Source organism: Amycolatopsis sp. WGS_07, from assembly GCF_045278895.1.
Lineage (GTDB): Bacteria > Actinomycetota > Actinomycetes > Mycobacteriales > Pseudonocardiaceae > Amycolatopsis.
In genome coordinates this window covers 4,962,273-4,975,887 of the sequence record NZ_CP136053.1, presented here as the reverse complement: position 1 = coordinate 4,975,887, position 13,615 = coordinate 4,962,273, and the positions used below count along the sequence as shown (strand labels likewise).

At 69.8% G+C, this 13,615-nt stretch carries 13 protein-coding genes; 5 read left to right on the top strand and 8 right to left on the bottom strand.

Going from position 1 to position 13,615, the window contains the following annotated elements:
- Positions 1-5: 5 nt before the first annotated feature.
- Complete coding sequence (locus RPX00_RS23560; RefSeq protein ID WP_406642498.1) at positions 6-1,250, top strand: sensor histidine kinase; 1,245 nt, start codon at positions 6-8, stop codon at positions 1,248-1,250.
- Positions 1,235-1,879, top strand: coding sequence for a response regulator (locus RPX00_RS23555; RefSeq protein WP_406642496.1), 645 nt, complete (start codon positions 1,235-1,237; stop codon positions 1,877-1,879). Before RPX00_RS23560 ends, RPX00_RS23555 begins: the two co-directional genes overlap by 16 nt.
- 17 nt (positions 1,880-1,896) lie before the next feature.
- On the opposite strand, the gene RPX00_RS23550 is transcribed toward RPX00_RS23555, so the two are convergent.
- Entirely contained in the window at positions 1,897-3,549 is a 1,653-nt protein-coding gene (locus RPX00_RS23550) for a glutamate--tRNA ligase (RefSeq protein WP_406642494.1), read from the bottom strand.
- A 170-nt stretch (positions 3,550-3,719) separates the two neighbouring features.
- On the opposite strand from RPX00_RS23550, the gene RPX00_RS23545 reads away from it, so the two are divergent.
- Positions 3,720-4,388 carry a PadR family transcriptional regulator gene (locus RPX00_RS23545; RefSeq protein WP_406642492.1) on the top strand — a complete coding sequence of 223 codons (669 nt, stop codon included), beginning with the start codon at positions 3,720-3,722 and terminating at the stop codon, positions 4,386-4,388.
- Here RPX00_RS23545 and RPX00_RS23540 read toward each other — a convergent pair.
- Positions 4,322-5,146 (bottom strand): class I SAM-dependent methyltransferase, encoded by an 825-nt coding sequence (locus RPX00_RS23540; protein WP_406642491.1) that lies wholly within the window; start codon positions 5,144-5,146, stop codon positions 4,322-4,324. The two genes, RPX00_RS23545 and RPX00_RS23540, sit on opposite strands and share 67 nt — an antisense overlap.
- Positions 5,147-5,258: 112 nt before the next feature.
- Here RPX00_RS23540 and RPX00_RS23535 point away from each other — a divergent pair, with 112 nt between their 5' ends.
- Complete coding sequence (locus RPX00_RS23535) at positions 5,259-6,101, top strand: VOC family protein (RefSeq protein WP_406642490.1); 843 nt, start codon at positions 5,259-5,261, stop codon at positions 6,099-6,101.
- Positions 6,102-6,105: 4 nt separating this feature from the next.
- On the opposite strand, the gene RPX00_RS23530 is transcribed toward RPX00_RS23535, so the two are convergent.
- The 5 genes from RPX00_RS23530 to rpsB form a co-directional block, all read right to left on the bottom strand.
- Positions 6,106-7,071 (bottom strand): phosphatidate cytidylyltransferase, encoded by a 966-nt coding sequence (locus tag RPX00_RS23530; RefSeq protein ID WP_406643059.1) that lies wholly within the window; start codon positions 7,069-7,071, stop codon positions 6,106-6,108.
- Between the two features lie 296 nt (positions 7,072-7,367).
- Positions 7,368-7,925: a ribosome recycling factor gene (gene frr, locus RPX00_RS23525; protein ID WP_037810317.1), complete on the bottom strand. Its 558-nt coding sequence runs from the start codon at positions 7,923-7,925 to the stop codon at positions 7,368-7,370.
- Positions 7,926-7,973: 48 nt separating this feature from the next.
- Complete coding sequence (pyrH, locus tag RPX00_RS23520; RefSeq protein ID WP_101435129.1) at positions 7,974-8,720, bottom strand: UMP kinase; 747 nt, start codon at positions 8,718-8,720, stop codon at positions 7,974-7,976.
- Positions 8,721-8,816: 96 nt separating this feature from the next.
- Positions 8,817-9,632: a translation elongation factor Ts gene (gene tsf, locus RPX00_RS23515; RefSeq protein ID WP_406642488.1), complete on the bottom strand. Its 816-nt coding sequence runs from the start codon at positions 9,630-9,632 to the stop codon at positions 8,817-8,819.
- An 82-nt stretch (positions 9,633-9,714) separates the two neighbouring features.
- Positions 9,715-10,605, bottom strand: a complete 891-nt coding sequence (gene rpsB / locus RPX00_RS23510) for a 30S ribosomal protein S2 (RefSeq protein ID WP_406642486.1) — start codon at positions 10,603-10,605, stop codon at positions 9,715-9,717.
- A gap of 1,097 nt (positions 10,606-11,702) precedes the next feature.
- Here rpsB and RPX00_RS23505 point away from each other — a divergent pair.
- On the top strand, positions 11,703-12,200 hold the full coding sequence (locus tag RPX00_RS23505; protein WP_406642483.1) for a murein hydrolase activator EnvC family protein: 498 nt from the start codon (positions 11,703-11,705) through the stop codon (positions 12,198-12,200).
- Between the two features lie 559 nt (positions 12,201-12,759).
- Here RPX00_RS23505 and RPX00_RS23500 read toward each other — a convergent pair.
- Positions 12,760-13,608 (bottom strand): FliA/WhiG family RNA polymerase sigma factor, encoded by an 849-nt coding sequence (locus RPX00_RS23500; protein WP_406643057.1) that lies wholly within the window; start codon positions 13,606-13,608, stop codon positions 12,760-12,762.
- Positions 13,609-13,615: the final 7 nt, after the last annotated feature.

The window sequence follows — 13,615 nt, the reverse complement described above, 5'->3', positions numbered from 1 at the left end:
GAACGATGCGACGACTACGGTCCTGGCTACGCGGTTGCGGGGCGGGGTTCGGCCGAGCCGCCCAGGCGGCGTACGTGGCCATGCTGGTCCCAGCGGTGTGGGCGGCCGCGGTGGGCCTGTGGCAGCTCTGGGGCGGCAGCGCGTGGTCGTGGATCGCGCCGTTCGCCTGGGCGGCGATCGGGACGCTGCTGCTGGCGCGGCCGGTGTGCCGGATGACCCGCGTGCGGGTCGCCAGGTGGACCGGCATCGTGCTCCCGCCCGGCTATCGCGAACTGCCGCCGATCACCCAGCTGTCGACCGGATACTGGTGGAACGGCCACTCCTACTCGCGCACCAGCGAGGAAGGCCGGCGCGAGCAGCGCATGAAGAACTGGCGCCACGACCCGGCGACCTGGCGCGACCTGCGGTTCGTCCTCGTCGCGCCGTTCTCGTTCGGCCTGGTCTGCCTCGTTCCGCTGCTCGGCGTCGTCGTGGCCTTCCTGGCGCTGACGAACCTCCCCAGCTGGTACCTGGCCGGTCTGCTGGTGACGATCGCGACCGCGCCGTACGCGTGGCGAAGCGTCGTCCCGGTGGCCACGCGGTTCCTGGGCGCGTCCGCCACGATGGAGCTGGCCGATCGAGTGGACACGCTGACCGCATTGCGCGCGGACACGACCATCGCGCAGGCCGCGGAAATCCGCCGCATCGAACGAGATCTGCACGACGGCGCGCAAGCTCGCCTGGTCGCGCTCGGCCTCGCGCTGGCGACGGCGGAGAAGCTGATGGAGACCAATCCCGAGCAGGCCAAGGAATTGCTGCGCGACGCCCGGGCCGGTGCCGCCACCTCGCTCACCGAATTGCGCGAACTGGTCCGCGGCATCAGCCCGCCGGTGCTGAACGAACGCGGTCTCGTCGACGCGGTCCGCGCGATGGCGATGGACCTGCCGCTCGACGTGACGGTGGAAGCCGACCTGCCGCAGCCGCTCGACCCGCCGATCGAGTCCGCGCTGTACTTCGGCATTGCCGAACTGCTCACCAACGCGGTGAAGCACGCGCACGCGTCGCACGTACGGATTTCCCTGCTGCAGGAAGGGAATCAGCTCTGCGCCGAGGTCGAGGACGACGGCGTCGGCGGTGCCGAAATCCGCCCCGACGGCGGGCTCGCCGGGCTGCGCCGCCGTCTCGCGGTCTTCGACGGGACCGTGGAGGTCACCAGCCCGGCGGGCGGGCCAACCCGAGCGTGGATGATGGTGCCATGCGCATCGTCGTAGCCGAAGACCTCTACCTGCTGCGGGACGGGCTGGTCCGGCTCCTGCAGGCCTACGGCCACGAGGTGGTGGCGACCGCGACGACCGGTCCGGAAACCGTCGCCGTGCTGCGGGAACACCGGCCGGACGTCGCCGTGGTCGACGTCCGGATGCCGCCGACGCAGACCGACGAGGGCCTGCGCGCGGTCCTCGCCGCGCGCCGCGAGACGCCCGGGCTGCCGGTGCTGATCCTGTCGCAGCACGTCGAGCAGCTCTACGCCCGCGAACTCCTCACCGACGGGGCCAGCGGCGTCGGATATCTGTTGAAGGACAGCGTTTTCGAAGCCGAACAGTTCATCGACGCCCTCGAACGCGTCGCGGCCGGCGGCACGGCGATGGACCCGGCGGTGATCTCGAAACTGCTCACCAGCGGGTCACCGGACCAGCGCCTCGCCGCGCTGACCGACCGCGAGCGTTCGGTGCTGGAACTGATGGCGGAAGGCCTGTCGAACACGGCCATCGCCGGACGGCTGTTCCTGAGCGAAAGCGCGATCAGCAAGTACACGACGTCGCTGTTCGGCAAGCTCGGCATCACCGACGACGACACCGGCAACCGGCGCGTCCTGGCCGTGCTGACCTACCTCAACTCGTGAGTGCCTAGGCCGGACACTCACGACACCAGATTGTCGAAGCGCCGCAACGTTTCCTCCGCGCCCAGCGCCTGCGTGATCGAGTGCAGGTCCGGGCTCCGGGTGGACCCGGTGATCGCGATCCGGATGATCTGCGAGGCCTCGCGGATCGAACCGGGGTAGGCGTCCGGGTCCTTCTTGAACTCCTTGGCGTTCTTGGCGAACCCGTGCTTCGCCGCGACCTCGCGGATCTGCTGGAACCACTCCTGGCCGTCGTCGAGCTGCCGGTACGCGGACACGAAGTCCGCCGCCACCGCGCGCACGACGTCCGGCGCGACGCCGAGGGCCGCGATCCGCTCGTCGTCGGGACCGGTCGCCGCCTGGTGCAGCTGCGGGAAGAAGAACCCGTAGACGGCGCGGAAATCGCTCCACTTCTTGAGGTCCTTGCGCGGGTTCTCGACGCCTTCGCGCTCCACCGACAGCGCACGCAGCGCCAGCTCCCGCGAGGACTCCAGGACCGCCTTCAGCTCCGGATCGAACCGCTGCGCCCACTCCAGCACCGAAGCGAGGATCTCCTCGCCGGACAGCGTCGCGACGTAGTCCGCGGCGAGGTCGTCCAGCTTCACCAGGTCCACGAGCGGACCGGCGACGCCGCATTCGTCGAGGTTGATCGGCGCGTCGAGCGCTTCGGCGAGCGGCATCTCGGCGAGCCGTCCGTTCGCGAGGCCGCGCAGGTAGTACAGCACCGCCGGGACCGGGTAGCCGGCTTCGAGGTAGAAGTCGACCGACGCTTCCGGGTCCTTGCGCTTGGACAGCTTCCGCTTGCTGCCGCCCTCCTGCTTCATCAGCGGCGCGATGTGCGCGTACTGGATCGGCTCGAACCCGAGTGCTTCGAACAGCTGCTGGTGCGTCGGCACCGACGAGATCCACTCGTCGCCGCGGATCACCAGGTTCACCCGCATCAGGTGGTCGTCGACCGCGTGCGCGAAGTGGTAGGTCGGCAGCCGCGGGCTCTGGTCGGAACTCTTGAGGATCACCACGTCGTTGCGGTTGGCCTCGGCCTCGATGGTGCCGCGGATCGCGTCGGTGAAGCGCACGCGCTGCCCGGTGTCGTCGGGCGCGCGGAAGCGGACCACCCACGGCTCGCCCGCGTCGAGCTTCGCCTGGACGTCGGCCGGGTCGGCGTCGCGCCAGATCGCCCACGAGCCGTAGTAGCCCGTCGGGAGCTTCGTGGCCTGCTGCCGCGCGGTGATGGACGCCAGCTCGTCCTTCGTCGCGAAGTCGATGTACGCGCGGCCTTCGCGCAGCAGGTGGCGTACGTAGGTGAGGTAGATCTGCTCGCGCTCGGACTGCCGGTACGGGCCGTACTCGCCGCCGCGCACCGCGTCCTCGTCCGCCTGCAGCCCGAAGTACGCGAAGCCGCGTTCGAACTGCTCCAGCGCGCCCTCGACCTCGCGCGACTGGTCGGTGTCCTCGACGCGCACCAGGTAGCGGCCTTCGGAACGGCGCGCGACGTCCTGGTCGATCGTCGCGACGTAGATGCCGCCGATGTGCACGAACCCGGTCGGCGACGGGCCGAACCGGGTCACCTTCGCACCGTCGGGCAGCTGCCGGGCCGGATAGCGCTGTTCCCAGTGCTCAGGCTCGGGCAGATCCGCGGGGAACAGGGCGTCGATGACCGCACGGTCCAGCATCGGAGGTCGGGTCTCCCAGGTCGTTCGGGTGTTTTCGCTAGTGCTTCGAGTATCGCCGACCGCCGTCTCCGGCGGTCGCTCAGGTCCCCGCGTTGTCGTTGAGGTTGCCAACCGACCGTTTCCGATATATCGTGAACGTGTCGCAGCAGTTCGAGAAAGGAATCACGACCATGAACCGACGACGACACCCGTTCCCCGGCGGACACTCCTTCCCCGGCGGACATCACGAACACGGAGAGCACGACCAGCGCGGACGGTCCTCGTTCGGCCCCTGGGGCCGGGAATTCGGGGAGTTCGCCTTCGGGCCGGGCGGGCGCGGACGGCGCGGCCACGGTCCGGGCGGACGCCGGGGCTCCCGGCGCGGACGGCGCGGCGACGTGCGGGCGGCGATCCTCACCCTGCTCGCGGAACAGCCGCGGCACGGGTACGAGATCATCCGCGAGATCGGCGAGCGCAGCGGCGGGCTCTGGACGCCCAGCCCCGGCTCGATCTACCCGACCCTGCAGATGCTGGCCGACGAGGGCCTGGTCGTCAGCCGCGACGAGAGCGGGAAGAAGCTCTTCGAACTCACCGAAGAGGGCCGCTCCGCCGCCGAGCAGCAGACCGGGACCCCGCCGTGGGAGCACTTCACCGACGACGTCGAACCGGTCGAGCACGACCTGCGCAAAGCAGGCGCGACGCTCGCCGCGGCCGTCGTGCAGGTGATGCGCGCCGGCAGCGAGAACCAGCAGGCCCGCGCGGTGGACGTGCTCAACGAGGCACGCCGTTCGCTCTACTCGATCCTCGGCGAGGTCGAGGACTCCGATGAGGCCGGGGATTCCGGCAAGGCAGCCGAGTGACCGGGCAGGACGAGGCCGGTGGGCTTGACGCGGCAATGCACGCGATAGCCCACCGGCAGCGTCACCTCGCCCGATCCCGGGTTCAGCCGGCGCGTGTCAGCGATCGCCCGCTGCGCGACCTTCGCGCTGAACTCGATCTTCAACACTGATTCCGCCGCGACGAAGTCCGCGAAGCGCCAACGCGTGCGTACGCGCCGACAGTTGAAGCCGTGCGCGGCGAAGAAGCGTTCCACCGCAGGCGGGTCGTAGTGCGGCAGGTCTGCCCGCATCCACCCGCCGTACGGCTCACTGGTCACGTCGAGGTCGACAATCACGATCGATCCTCCGGGCCGCAGCACCCGTTCCGCTTCGCGCAATCCCGGTTCGCATCCAGGGCCGAAGAAATACGCAGTGCGCGCGTGCACGATGTCCACACTGGCGTCGTCCACCGGCAGCTGCTGCGCTCGCCCCAGGCGTACCCGCACGTTCCCCAGATCCCGCACCCGTCGCTCCGCGTCCCGCGCGAGCGGCGGGTGCGGTTCGATTCCGAGCACCGATCGCGCGTCGGCGGCGAAGAACGGCAAGTGGTATCCGTCACCGCAGCCGAGATCGAGAACGTCGCGTCCGGTCCAGTCGCTCTCCTCGCGCAGCACGCGCCAAATGTCGCCGTCCGCGTCCTGCGCCCGGTTTTCCACGTCGTAAACGTGCTGGTGGTACCAAATGTTCGGGCTGGGAACGACTTCTTCGGACGCCGCCGGGCCGCGGAAGAACCAGCGCACGGCACTCCTCTCCGGTCCGGGGCGCCGGCGGGCGCGGCAGCTTTTCCCGCTCAGAGCGTAGAACGCCGCTGATCCGAATACACTTCTCCCTTCATCGGGGAGGAGACGCACCATGTCGATCGGCTGGCCCGGAACCCGCACGATCCCGGCAGGCTTGCCTTGCTGGGTCGAGGTGGCGTGCCACGACGAAGCCAGGACGCAGGACTTCTACTCCCGGCTTTTCGGCTGGGAGTACGAAACCCGGCGCGACCCCGCGGCGCCGACCGGCCGGTACTCGATCGCCTCGCGCGACGGCGTGCCCGCCGGTGGTCTGTACCAAGCCGGGGCCCGCAGCGCGCCCGGCTGGACGATGCAGCTCGCGGTGCCGCACACGGCGAGCGCGGCCGAATGGGTGGAACACCTCGGCGGCCAGGTGACGCTCGGACCGGTCGCGATCCCCGAACGCGGCAGCATCGTGCACGCGATCGACGCGTGCGGCGCGCCGGTGGTGTTCTGGGAGGCCCCGCCGGACTGGCAGTTCGCGGGCGGCGTGCCCAACACCTTCAGCGGCGCGGACCTCAACACGCACGACGGCGTGGCCGCGGACCACTTCTACACCAAGCTGTTCAACTACTCGAGCCGTCAGGTCGGCGACGGCGAGAGCGTCGACTATGTCGAATATTCGATTGAGCACACGGCGGTGCTGTACCGCTACGTCATGGGTCCCGAGTACCGCCGGGACACTCCCCCGCACTGGCTCGTGTACTTCGAGGTCGACCCCGCGCGCGGGGCGGACGCGGCGGCGGGCGAGGCGCTGATGCTGGGCGGTTCGGTGGTGATCGAGCCGTACGACACCCCGTTCGGCCGCACCGCGATCCTCGCCGACCAGGACGGCGCGGTGTTCGCGGTGATCGACCACTCGCGGGTGCTGGAAGACGTGGGCCGCGCCGAGGTCGACGACCCGTACGACGACTGAGAACTCAGGCCGGGACGAAGGCCGAGAGCAGCAGCCAGGACACGACGGCCGAGGGCAGCAGCGAGTCGAGGCGGTCCATGATGCCGCCGTGGCCGGGCAGCAGCGTGCCCATGTCCTTGATGCCGAGGTCGCGTTTGATGAGCGATTCGACGAGGTCGCCGAGCGTCGCGGTGAGCACGATGGCCGCGCCGAAGATGACGCCCTGCCAGGCGTGGCCGTCCAGCATGAGGCTGATCGTGAGCACGCCCGCGGCGATGCCCGCGATCATCGAACCGGCGAAGCCCTCCCAGGACTTCTTCGGGCTGATCGTGGGCGCCATCGGATGCTTGCCGCCGAGCACGCCGGCGATGTAGCCGCCGGTGTCGGAGGCGACCACGGCGATCAGGAAGGTGAGCACACGCCCGACCCCGTCGTCCGGCGGCACGAGCATGGCCGCGAACGCGCCGAACAGCGGCAGGTATGCGGCAGCGAAAACGGAAGCGCTGACGTCGCGCACATAGCCCTTCGCGCCGCCGGGCAACCGCCACAGCAGGCAGGCGAGGACGGTGAGCACGAACGCGGTGAGCGCGCCTTCCCGGCCGAACGGCCAGGCCAGCCAGATCATCGCCTGCCCGCCCACGAGAACCGGGATCAGCGCGATCTTGGTGTCCGCGACCCGGCGCAGCACGCCGGAGAACTCGAACGTACCGACCGCGATCGCGGCGGCGATGACCCCGATGAAGAGGAACCGCACGGTGAGCAGGGAAACGATGATCGCGGCCCCGAGCAGCAGCCCGACGCCGATCGCCGCGGGAAGATTGCGCCCGGCCCGGGACGCCTTCTTCTCCGGCTCGGCTTTCGCACCGTCCGCGAGTTCGCCCTTGGCCGCGGCTTGCGCGTCCTTGGCCGATCCGCCTGCCGGAACGCCTTTCACGGAGCCGCCTTCGGCTCGCGCGCCCTTCGCCGACCCGCCCGCGGGACCGCCTTTCACGGAGCCGCCTTCGGCTTGCGCGCCCTGGCCCGGCTCGCCCGCGGCTTTCCCGCCCTGGCCCGGCCCGTACGCGGGAACGCCTTTCGCACCCTTCGCCGACTCGCCCCCGGACTCCGCGGGATTCCCTGCCGTAGCACCGGATTCCGCGCGCCCGTTCGCCGCGGACCCCGTTTTCCATTGCCCAGCAGGGGTTTCCGCAGCCGGTTCCGGCCGCGACACCGGGTCCGGCCCGGCGGCCGGGTCCGGTGGCGGGATGTCGCCCACCCGCTCGTCGCGTTCCTCGCTCACCTGGCTCATCAGACCTCGAGCAGCTCGGCTTCCTTGTGTTTCACCAGCTCGTCGACCTGATGCACGTAGGTGTCGGTGAGGTTCTGCAGTTCCTTCTCCGCGCGCGCGACCTCGTCCTCGCCCGCTTCGCCGTCCTTGGCGATGCGGTCGAGTTCTTCCTTGGCCTTGCGGCGGACGCTGCGGATCGAGACGCGGGCGTCCTCGCCCTTGCCCTTCGCGACCTTCACCATCTCCTTGCGCCGCTCCTCGGTGAGCTGCGGGATGACGATGCGGATGACGTTGCCGTCGTTGCTCGGGTTGACGCCGAGGTCGGACTCGCGGATCGCCTTCTCGATGGCGTTCAGCTGCGTCTGGTCGTAAGGCTTGATCAAGGCCATCCTGGCCTCGGGCACGTTGACGCTGGCCAGCTGGTTCAGCGGCGTCGGCGCACCGTAGTACTCGACGACGATGCGGGAGAACATCGACGGGTGGGCCCGCCCGGTGCGCACCGACGTGAGGTCTTCCTTCGCGACGGACACCGCTTTTTCCATCTTCTCCTCGGCGTCGAGGAGGGTCTCGTCGATCACGGCTACTCCCGGTGTTGTGTTGTCGGACCTGGCTTGATCCCAGCAGGTCTAGGCGGACGCCTCGTCGGCGGGGGTGGAGACCAGCGTGCCGATCCTCTCACCGCCGACCGCGCGGGCGATGTTGCCCTCGGTGAGCAGGTTGAACACGATGATCGGCATCTTGTTGTCCATGCAGAGGCTGAACGCGGTGGCGTCGGCGACCTTGAGGCCGCGCTCGAGCACCTCGCGGTGGCTGATCTCGTGGAACATCTTCGCGTCCGGGTCGGTCTTCGGGTCCGCGGTGTAGACGCCGTCCACGGCCTTCGCCATCAGCACGGCCTCGCAGCCGAGTTCGAGCGCGCGCTGCGCGGCGGCGGTGTCGGTGGAGAAGTACGGCATGCCGACGCCGGCGCCGAAGATGACGACGCGGCCCTTCTCCAGGTGCCGTTCCGCGCGGCGCGGGATGTAGGGCTCGGCGACCTGGCCCATCGTGATCGCGGTCTGCACGCGCGTGGGCAGGCCTTCCTTCTCGAGGAAGTCCTGCAGCGCGAGGCAGTTCATCACGGTGCCGAGCATCGCCATGTAGTCGGCGCGGTCGCGGTCCATGCCGCGCTGGGACAGCTCCGCGCCGCGGAAATAGTTGCCGCCGCCGATCACCACCGCGATCTGCACCCCGGTGCGCGCGACGTCGGCGATCTGCTGGGCGACGGAGTGCACGACGTCGGGGTCGACGCCCACCGCGCCGCCGCCGAACATCTCTCCGCCCAGTTTCAGCAGCACCCGGCGGTATCCGCCCTCGACCCGGTCCTCACCCATGTCTGTCGCCTCCTGCCCCTCGGTAGACCCGACTGTGCCCCGTCCCCGACGCGCGGAGACGGGGCACAGTGCCAGAACCTAGTCCCAGTGCCTCGCTCAGGCCTGGCCGACCTCGAACCGGGCGAACCGGGTCAGGGTCACGCCGGCCGCGTCGAGCAGGGCCTTGACGGTCTTCTTGTTGTCCTTGACCGACGGCTGCTCGAGCAGCACGTTGTCCTTGTAGTACGCGTTGACCTTGCCCTCGATGATCTTCGGCAGCGCCTGCTCGGGCTTGCCTTCCTCGCGGGCGGTCTGCTCGGCGATGCGGCGCTCGTTCTCGATGATCTCGGCCGGCACCTCCTCGCGGGTCAGGTACTTCGCGCGCAGCGCGGCGACCTGCATCGCGGCGCCGCGAGCGGCGTCGGTGTCGTCACCGGTGAACTCGACCAGCACGCCGACGGCGGGCGGGAGGTCGGAGCCGCGGCGGTGCAGGTAGGTCGCGGTCTGGCCCTCGAACGACACCACGCGGCGCAGCTCGAGCTTCTCGCCGATGCGGGCCGACAGCTCCTGCACGACCTCGTTGACCGGCTTGCCGTCCAGGTCGGCGGCCTTGAGCGCCTCGACGTCGCTGGTCTTCAGCGCCTTCGCGGTCTCGACGATCTTCGCCGCGAGCTGCTGGAAGTCGTCGTTCTTGGCGACGAAGTCGGTCTCCGAGTCCAGCTCGATCATGACGCCGCCGTCGCCGGCGACCAGGCCCTCGGCGGTGGCGCGCTCGGCGCGCTTGCCGACGTCCTTGGCGCCCTTGATGCGCAGGAACTCGACGGCCTTCTCGAAGTCGCCGTCGTTCTCCTCGAGGGCCTTCTTGCAGTCCATCATGCCCGCGCCGGTCATCTCGCGCAGGCGCTTCACGTCAGCGGCGGTGTAGTTCGCCATCGTGTTGAATCCGTCCGTTTCAGGTACGTGTGCGGTGAGCGCCGTCCGGGCGGCCCTGCGCGGACCGCCCGGACGGGGTGGATCAGGAGTTGGCCGGAGCCTGCTCGCCGGTCGCTTCCGCGGTCTCGGTCGCGGCGGTCTCGGCGGTCTCGGTCGCGGCGGCGGCCTCGGTCGCGTCGGCCGCGGCGGTCTCCGAGCCCGCGAGCAGCTCCTTCTCCCACTCGGCCAGCGGCTCGTCCGAGGCGCCGGTCTCCGGCTTCGCGTCGGCCGAAGCGCCGTTGCGGCCCGAACGGGCCATCAGCCCGGCGGCGGCCGCCTCGGCGACGACCTTCGTGAGCAGCGCGGCGGAACGGATCGCGTCGTCGTTGCCCGGGATCGGGTAGTCGACCTCGTCCGGGTCGCAGTTGGTGTCGAGGATCGCGACGACCGGGATGTTGAGCTTGCGAGCCTCGCCGACGGCGATGTGCTCCTTCTTGGTGTCGACGATCCACACCGCGGACGGCACCTTGGCCATGTCGCGGATGCCGCCCAGGGTCTTCTCGAGCTTGTCCTTCTCGCGGGTCAGCGTGAGGATCTCGCGCTTGGTCAGCCCGGTGAAACCGCCGGTCTGCTCCTGGGCCTCGAGTTCCTTCAGGCGGAGAAGGCGCTTGTGGACGGTCTGGAAGTTGGTCAGCATGCCGCCGAGCCAGCGCTGGTTCACGTAGGGCATGCCCACGCGCGCGGCCTCGTTGGCGATCGCTTCCTGCGCCTGCTTCTTCGTGCCGACGAACATGATGGTGCCGCCGTGCGCGACGGTTTCCTTGATGAACTCGAACGCACGGTCGATGTACGTCAGCGTCTGCTGCAGGTCGATGATGTAGATGCCGTTGCGCTCGGTGAAGATGTAGCGCTTCATCTTCGGGTTCCACCGACGGGTCTGGTGCCCGAAGTGCACGCCGCTGTCGAGCAGCTGCTTCATGGTGACGACGGCCATTGCCGGAATCACACCTTCTCTGTAGTCGCGCGCTCCCGCTGTCGGAGTTGGATCCCGCCCGCGGAGGCGCTGTTCCGGTTAGTCGCCCGCGACCGGGAGGTCGTGGGCCCTGGTGCCGTAGCCGATGCCCGGACCCGCGGGTTCGGTAGTGCGAAACCCCAGGGACCGCCGGACACCGTGCGCCCCTCCGTCCGGGTTCCCGCCAGAAGCGGCCCGTCCGGGGAACGCGCGCACGTGCACGCGAAGTCAGCCCAGCGAGTGGGCTGCGGAACTGATTCTACCCCCTGCCACCAGGCCCGCCCCTGCGGGCAGCCTTGGCCCGGCCCGAGGTTGTCCACAACCGCGCCCGCCTGTGGACAACCACCTCCGGAACGCCGGTTCCGGTCAGCCGGACGGCGACGATGGAGGACATGACCACGACACGCGCTTTTCCCGCCGCCGCTGCTTCCGCCCGCTCCGCCGATTCCGGTGCCGGGAGGAGTTACGGCAGCTCAACGCCCTCGTCCGCCACTCGTCCTGCCAGTCCCGCGCCAGCGCCTGCCGGTCCTGCCAGTCCAGTGCCCTCGCCAGCCGCTCGTCCTGCCAGACCTGCGCCTACCGGTCCAGCCAGTTCAGCACCCTCGCCCACCCCTCGTCCTTCCACGCCGTCGCCCGCCCCTCGCCCGGACCGCGAAGCAAGCAGCCAGTCCAGCCCCACGCCCTCGTCGGAACCACATCCGGTGGTCCTGGCAACCACCGCCCTGCTGGCTCAGAACCCACCCGCGGCAACCACCCTGCTGTCCCCCGGCGACCCGCTCTCCTCCTCAATTCCTGCCACCACGCTCCCCCGCGGCCGCCACCGCCGACCACCCGCCAGACCATCCAGAACCCGCACTGCCCTCCGCCGCGCGACCTCCACAGTCCGCAGACTCCTCCGCCCGCCCATCCCCCGAACGGCGACGACTCTCCTGACAAGAATCCGGATCTCACTCCCCTGCGATTTCGCCTGGGGCCACCCGCCACTCCGCCTGGCGGGAACGAGCGGCGCACTCCCCCTGTTCAGCCGACGCACCCGCAAAAGCACCCGAACGTGGCTGATCCTGGCAACAGTGCTCGTCGTGTCCGCAAGCTCAGCAGCCCTGTTCAACTCCCGAGCCGACGCCACGCCGCTCCAACCCACCCCGGAGCAGCCAGGCCGCCTAGCCTGGCCGTTGACCCCGCGCCCCCACGTCACCCGCACCTTCGAACCACCCGCGACCCCGTTCGGCCCAGGCCACCGAGGCGTAGACCTGGAAACGACCGCCGGACAACAAGTCCTGGCCGCCGACATGGGCGTAGTCGTGTTCGCAGGCCAAGTGGCCGGCCAGGGAGTAGTCGCACTGGACCACGACGGCGACCTCCACACGACCTACCTCCCCATCACCCCGACAGTCACCGCCGGTGACCAGATCTACCGCGGCCAACCACTGGGAACCGCAACCCCAGGCCACCCCGGCTGCCCCTCCGCCGCCTGCCTGCACTGGGGCGCCCGCCGCGGCACGGAGTACATCGACCCGCTCGCCTTGGTGGGCGACCCAAGCCGAGTTCGCCTCAAGCCGTGGGCAGAAGGCCCCTGACTCCGCCCGCCGGGGCCTAGCCGAAGAAACGAGGTGAGCACAAGACAACACCAGTCCGACATGCGAAGTCTCCAGCCGTGCCCACAGCGCCCCTGACCTCAGAAGTCCCTGCCCCGGGTGGCTCGATCCGCCGAAACCCTGTTCACAGCTGGGACAACCCGGCCTCGCTACTGACGCGGCACCGCATCTCGCCTCGTCAGCGCGAAGCACCCCATTCCGCTGCGCTGCTGCGCGGCACTCAACGCCAAGGAGGCCAATAGTCCGAACCATCCCAACCACCCGAGGCAGCGCTTCCCAGCCGCAGCGGGCACCGCGCGAAGCCCAGCCGCGGGCCATCGCCAGCCGGACAATCGTTGGCCAGGCGATCGCCAACTGGAGCGAGTCGGCCGGACTACCGGCAGCCCGGCAATCCTCGGCCAAGCGAATCCCAACCAGGGCAAGTCGGCCAGGCCACCAGCGGCCAGGCAATCCTCGGCCAAGCGAACGCCAACCGGAGCAAGTCGGCCAGGCCACCTGCAGCCGGGCAATCCCCGGCTGAGCGATCGTCGGCCCGGGGAGGTCAGCCGCTGGGTTGTTCCATCAGCTTGGCGCGCAGGCGCATCACGGCGCGGGTGTGGAGCTGGCTCACGCGCGATTCCGTGACGCCCAGGACCTTGCCGATTTCCGCCAGGGTCAGGCTTTCGAAGTAGTAGAGGCTGACCACGATCTTGTCCCGGTCGGTGAGCTGCGCGATGGCTTCCGCCAGCTGGCGGCGGTTGTCCTGGTCCACCAGGACGGCCACCGGGTCGACCGCTCCGTCGTCGGGGAGGGTGTCGACCAGCGAGCCGGCGTCCTTGCCCGCGGCGACGAGGTCTTCCAGCGCCACCACGCTGGTCAGGCGGAGCTGGCCGTAGAAATCGCGCAGGTCGTCGAGGCTGATGCCCATTTCGCCGGCGAGTTCGGCGTCGGTCGGGGTGCGGTGCAGGCGGGCACCCAGGCGCTCCAGGGCGCGGGCGGTTTCCTTGGCCTTGCTGCGCACCGCGCGCGGGACCCAGTCCTGGGAGCGCAGGTCGTCCAGGATGGCGCCTCGGATGCGTTGCATCGCGTACGTCTCGAAGCGCAGGCCGCGTTCCGGGTCGAACTTCTCGATCGCGTCGACCAGGCCGAAAATGCCCGACTGCACGAGGTCGCCGACGTCTACGTGCGTCGGCAGACCGGTGCCGACCCGGCCCGCGACGTACTTCACCAGCGGGGCGTAGTGCAGCACCAGCCGGTCGCGCGAGGTCTGGTCCGGTTTGTCGGCGAACTGCTGCCACAGCGCCTGAATCCCCGCGTCGACGTCCTGACCAGGACGACCGTCCCCGTTGACGGCGTCCTGCACGCCGGGGCGGTCCGCCCCGGCTTCCGTGACCTGCGATGTGGAAGTCATTGCACGG

Coding starts and splice junctions, on each gene's coding strand:
- RPX00_RS23560 (WP_406642498.1), top strand. CDS start 6: ATGCGACGACTACGGTCCTGGCTACGCGGTTGCGGGGCGGGGTTCGGC.
- RPX00_RS23555 (WP_406642496.1), top strand. CDS start 1,235: ATGCGCATCGTCGTAGCCGAAGACCTCTACCTGCTGCGGGACGGGCTG.
- RPX00_RS23550 (WP_406642494.1), bottom strand. CDS start 3,549: ATGCTGGACCGTGCGGTCATCGACGCCCTGTTCCCCGCGGATCTGCCC.
- RPX00_RS23545 (WP_406642492.1), top strand. CDS start 3,720: ATGAACCGACGACGACACCCGTTCCCCGGCGGACACTCCTTCCCCGGC.
- RPX00_RS23535 (WP_406642490.1), top strand. CDS start 5,259: ATGTCGATCGGCTGGCCCGGAACCCGCACGATCCCGGCAGGCTTGCCT.
- pyrH (WP_101435129.1), bottom strand. CDS start 8,720: ATGGGTGAGGACCGGGTCGAGGGCGGATACCGCCGGGTGCTGCTGAAA.
- tsf (WP_406642488.1), bottom strand. CDS start 9,632: ATGGCGAACTACACCGCCGCTGACGTGAAGCGCCTGCGCGAGATGACC.
- rpsB (WP_406642486.1), bottom strand. CDS start 10,605: ATGGCCGTCGTCACCATGAAGCAGCTGCTCGACAGCGGCGTGCACTTC.
- RPX00_RS23500 (WP_406643057.1), bottom strand. CDS start 13,608: ATGACTTCCACATCGCAGGTCACGGAAGCCGGGGCGGACCGCCCCGGC.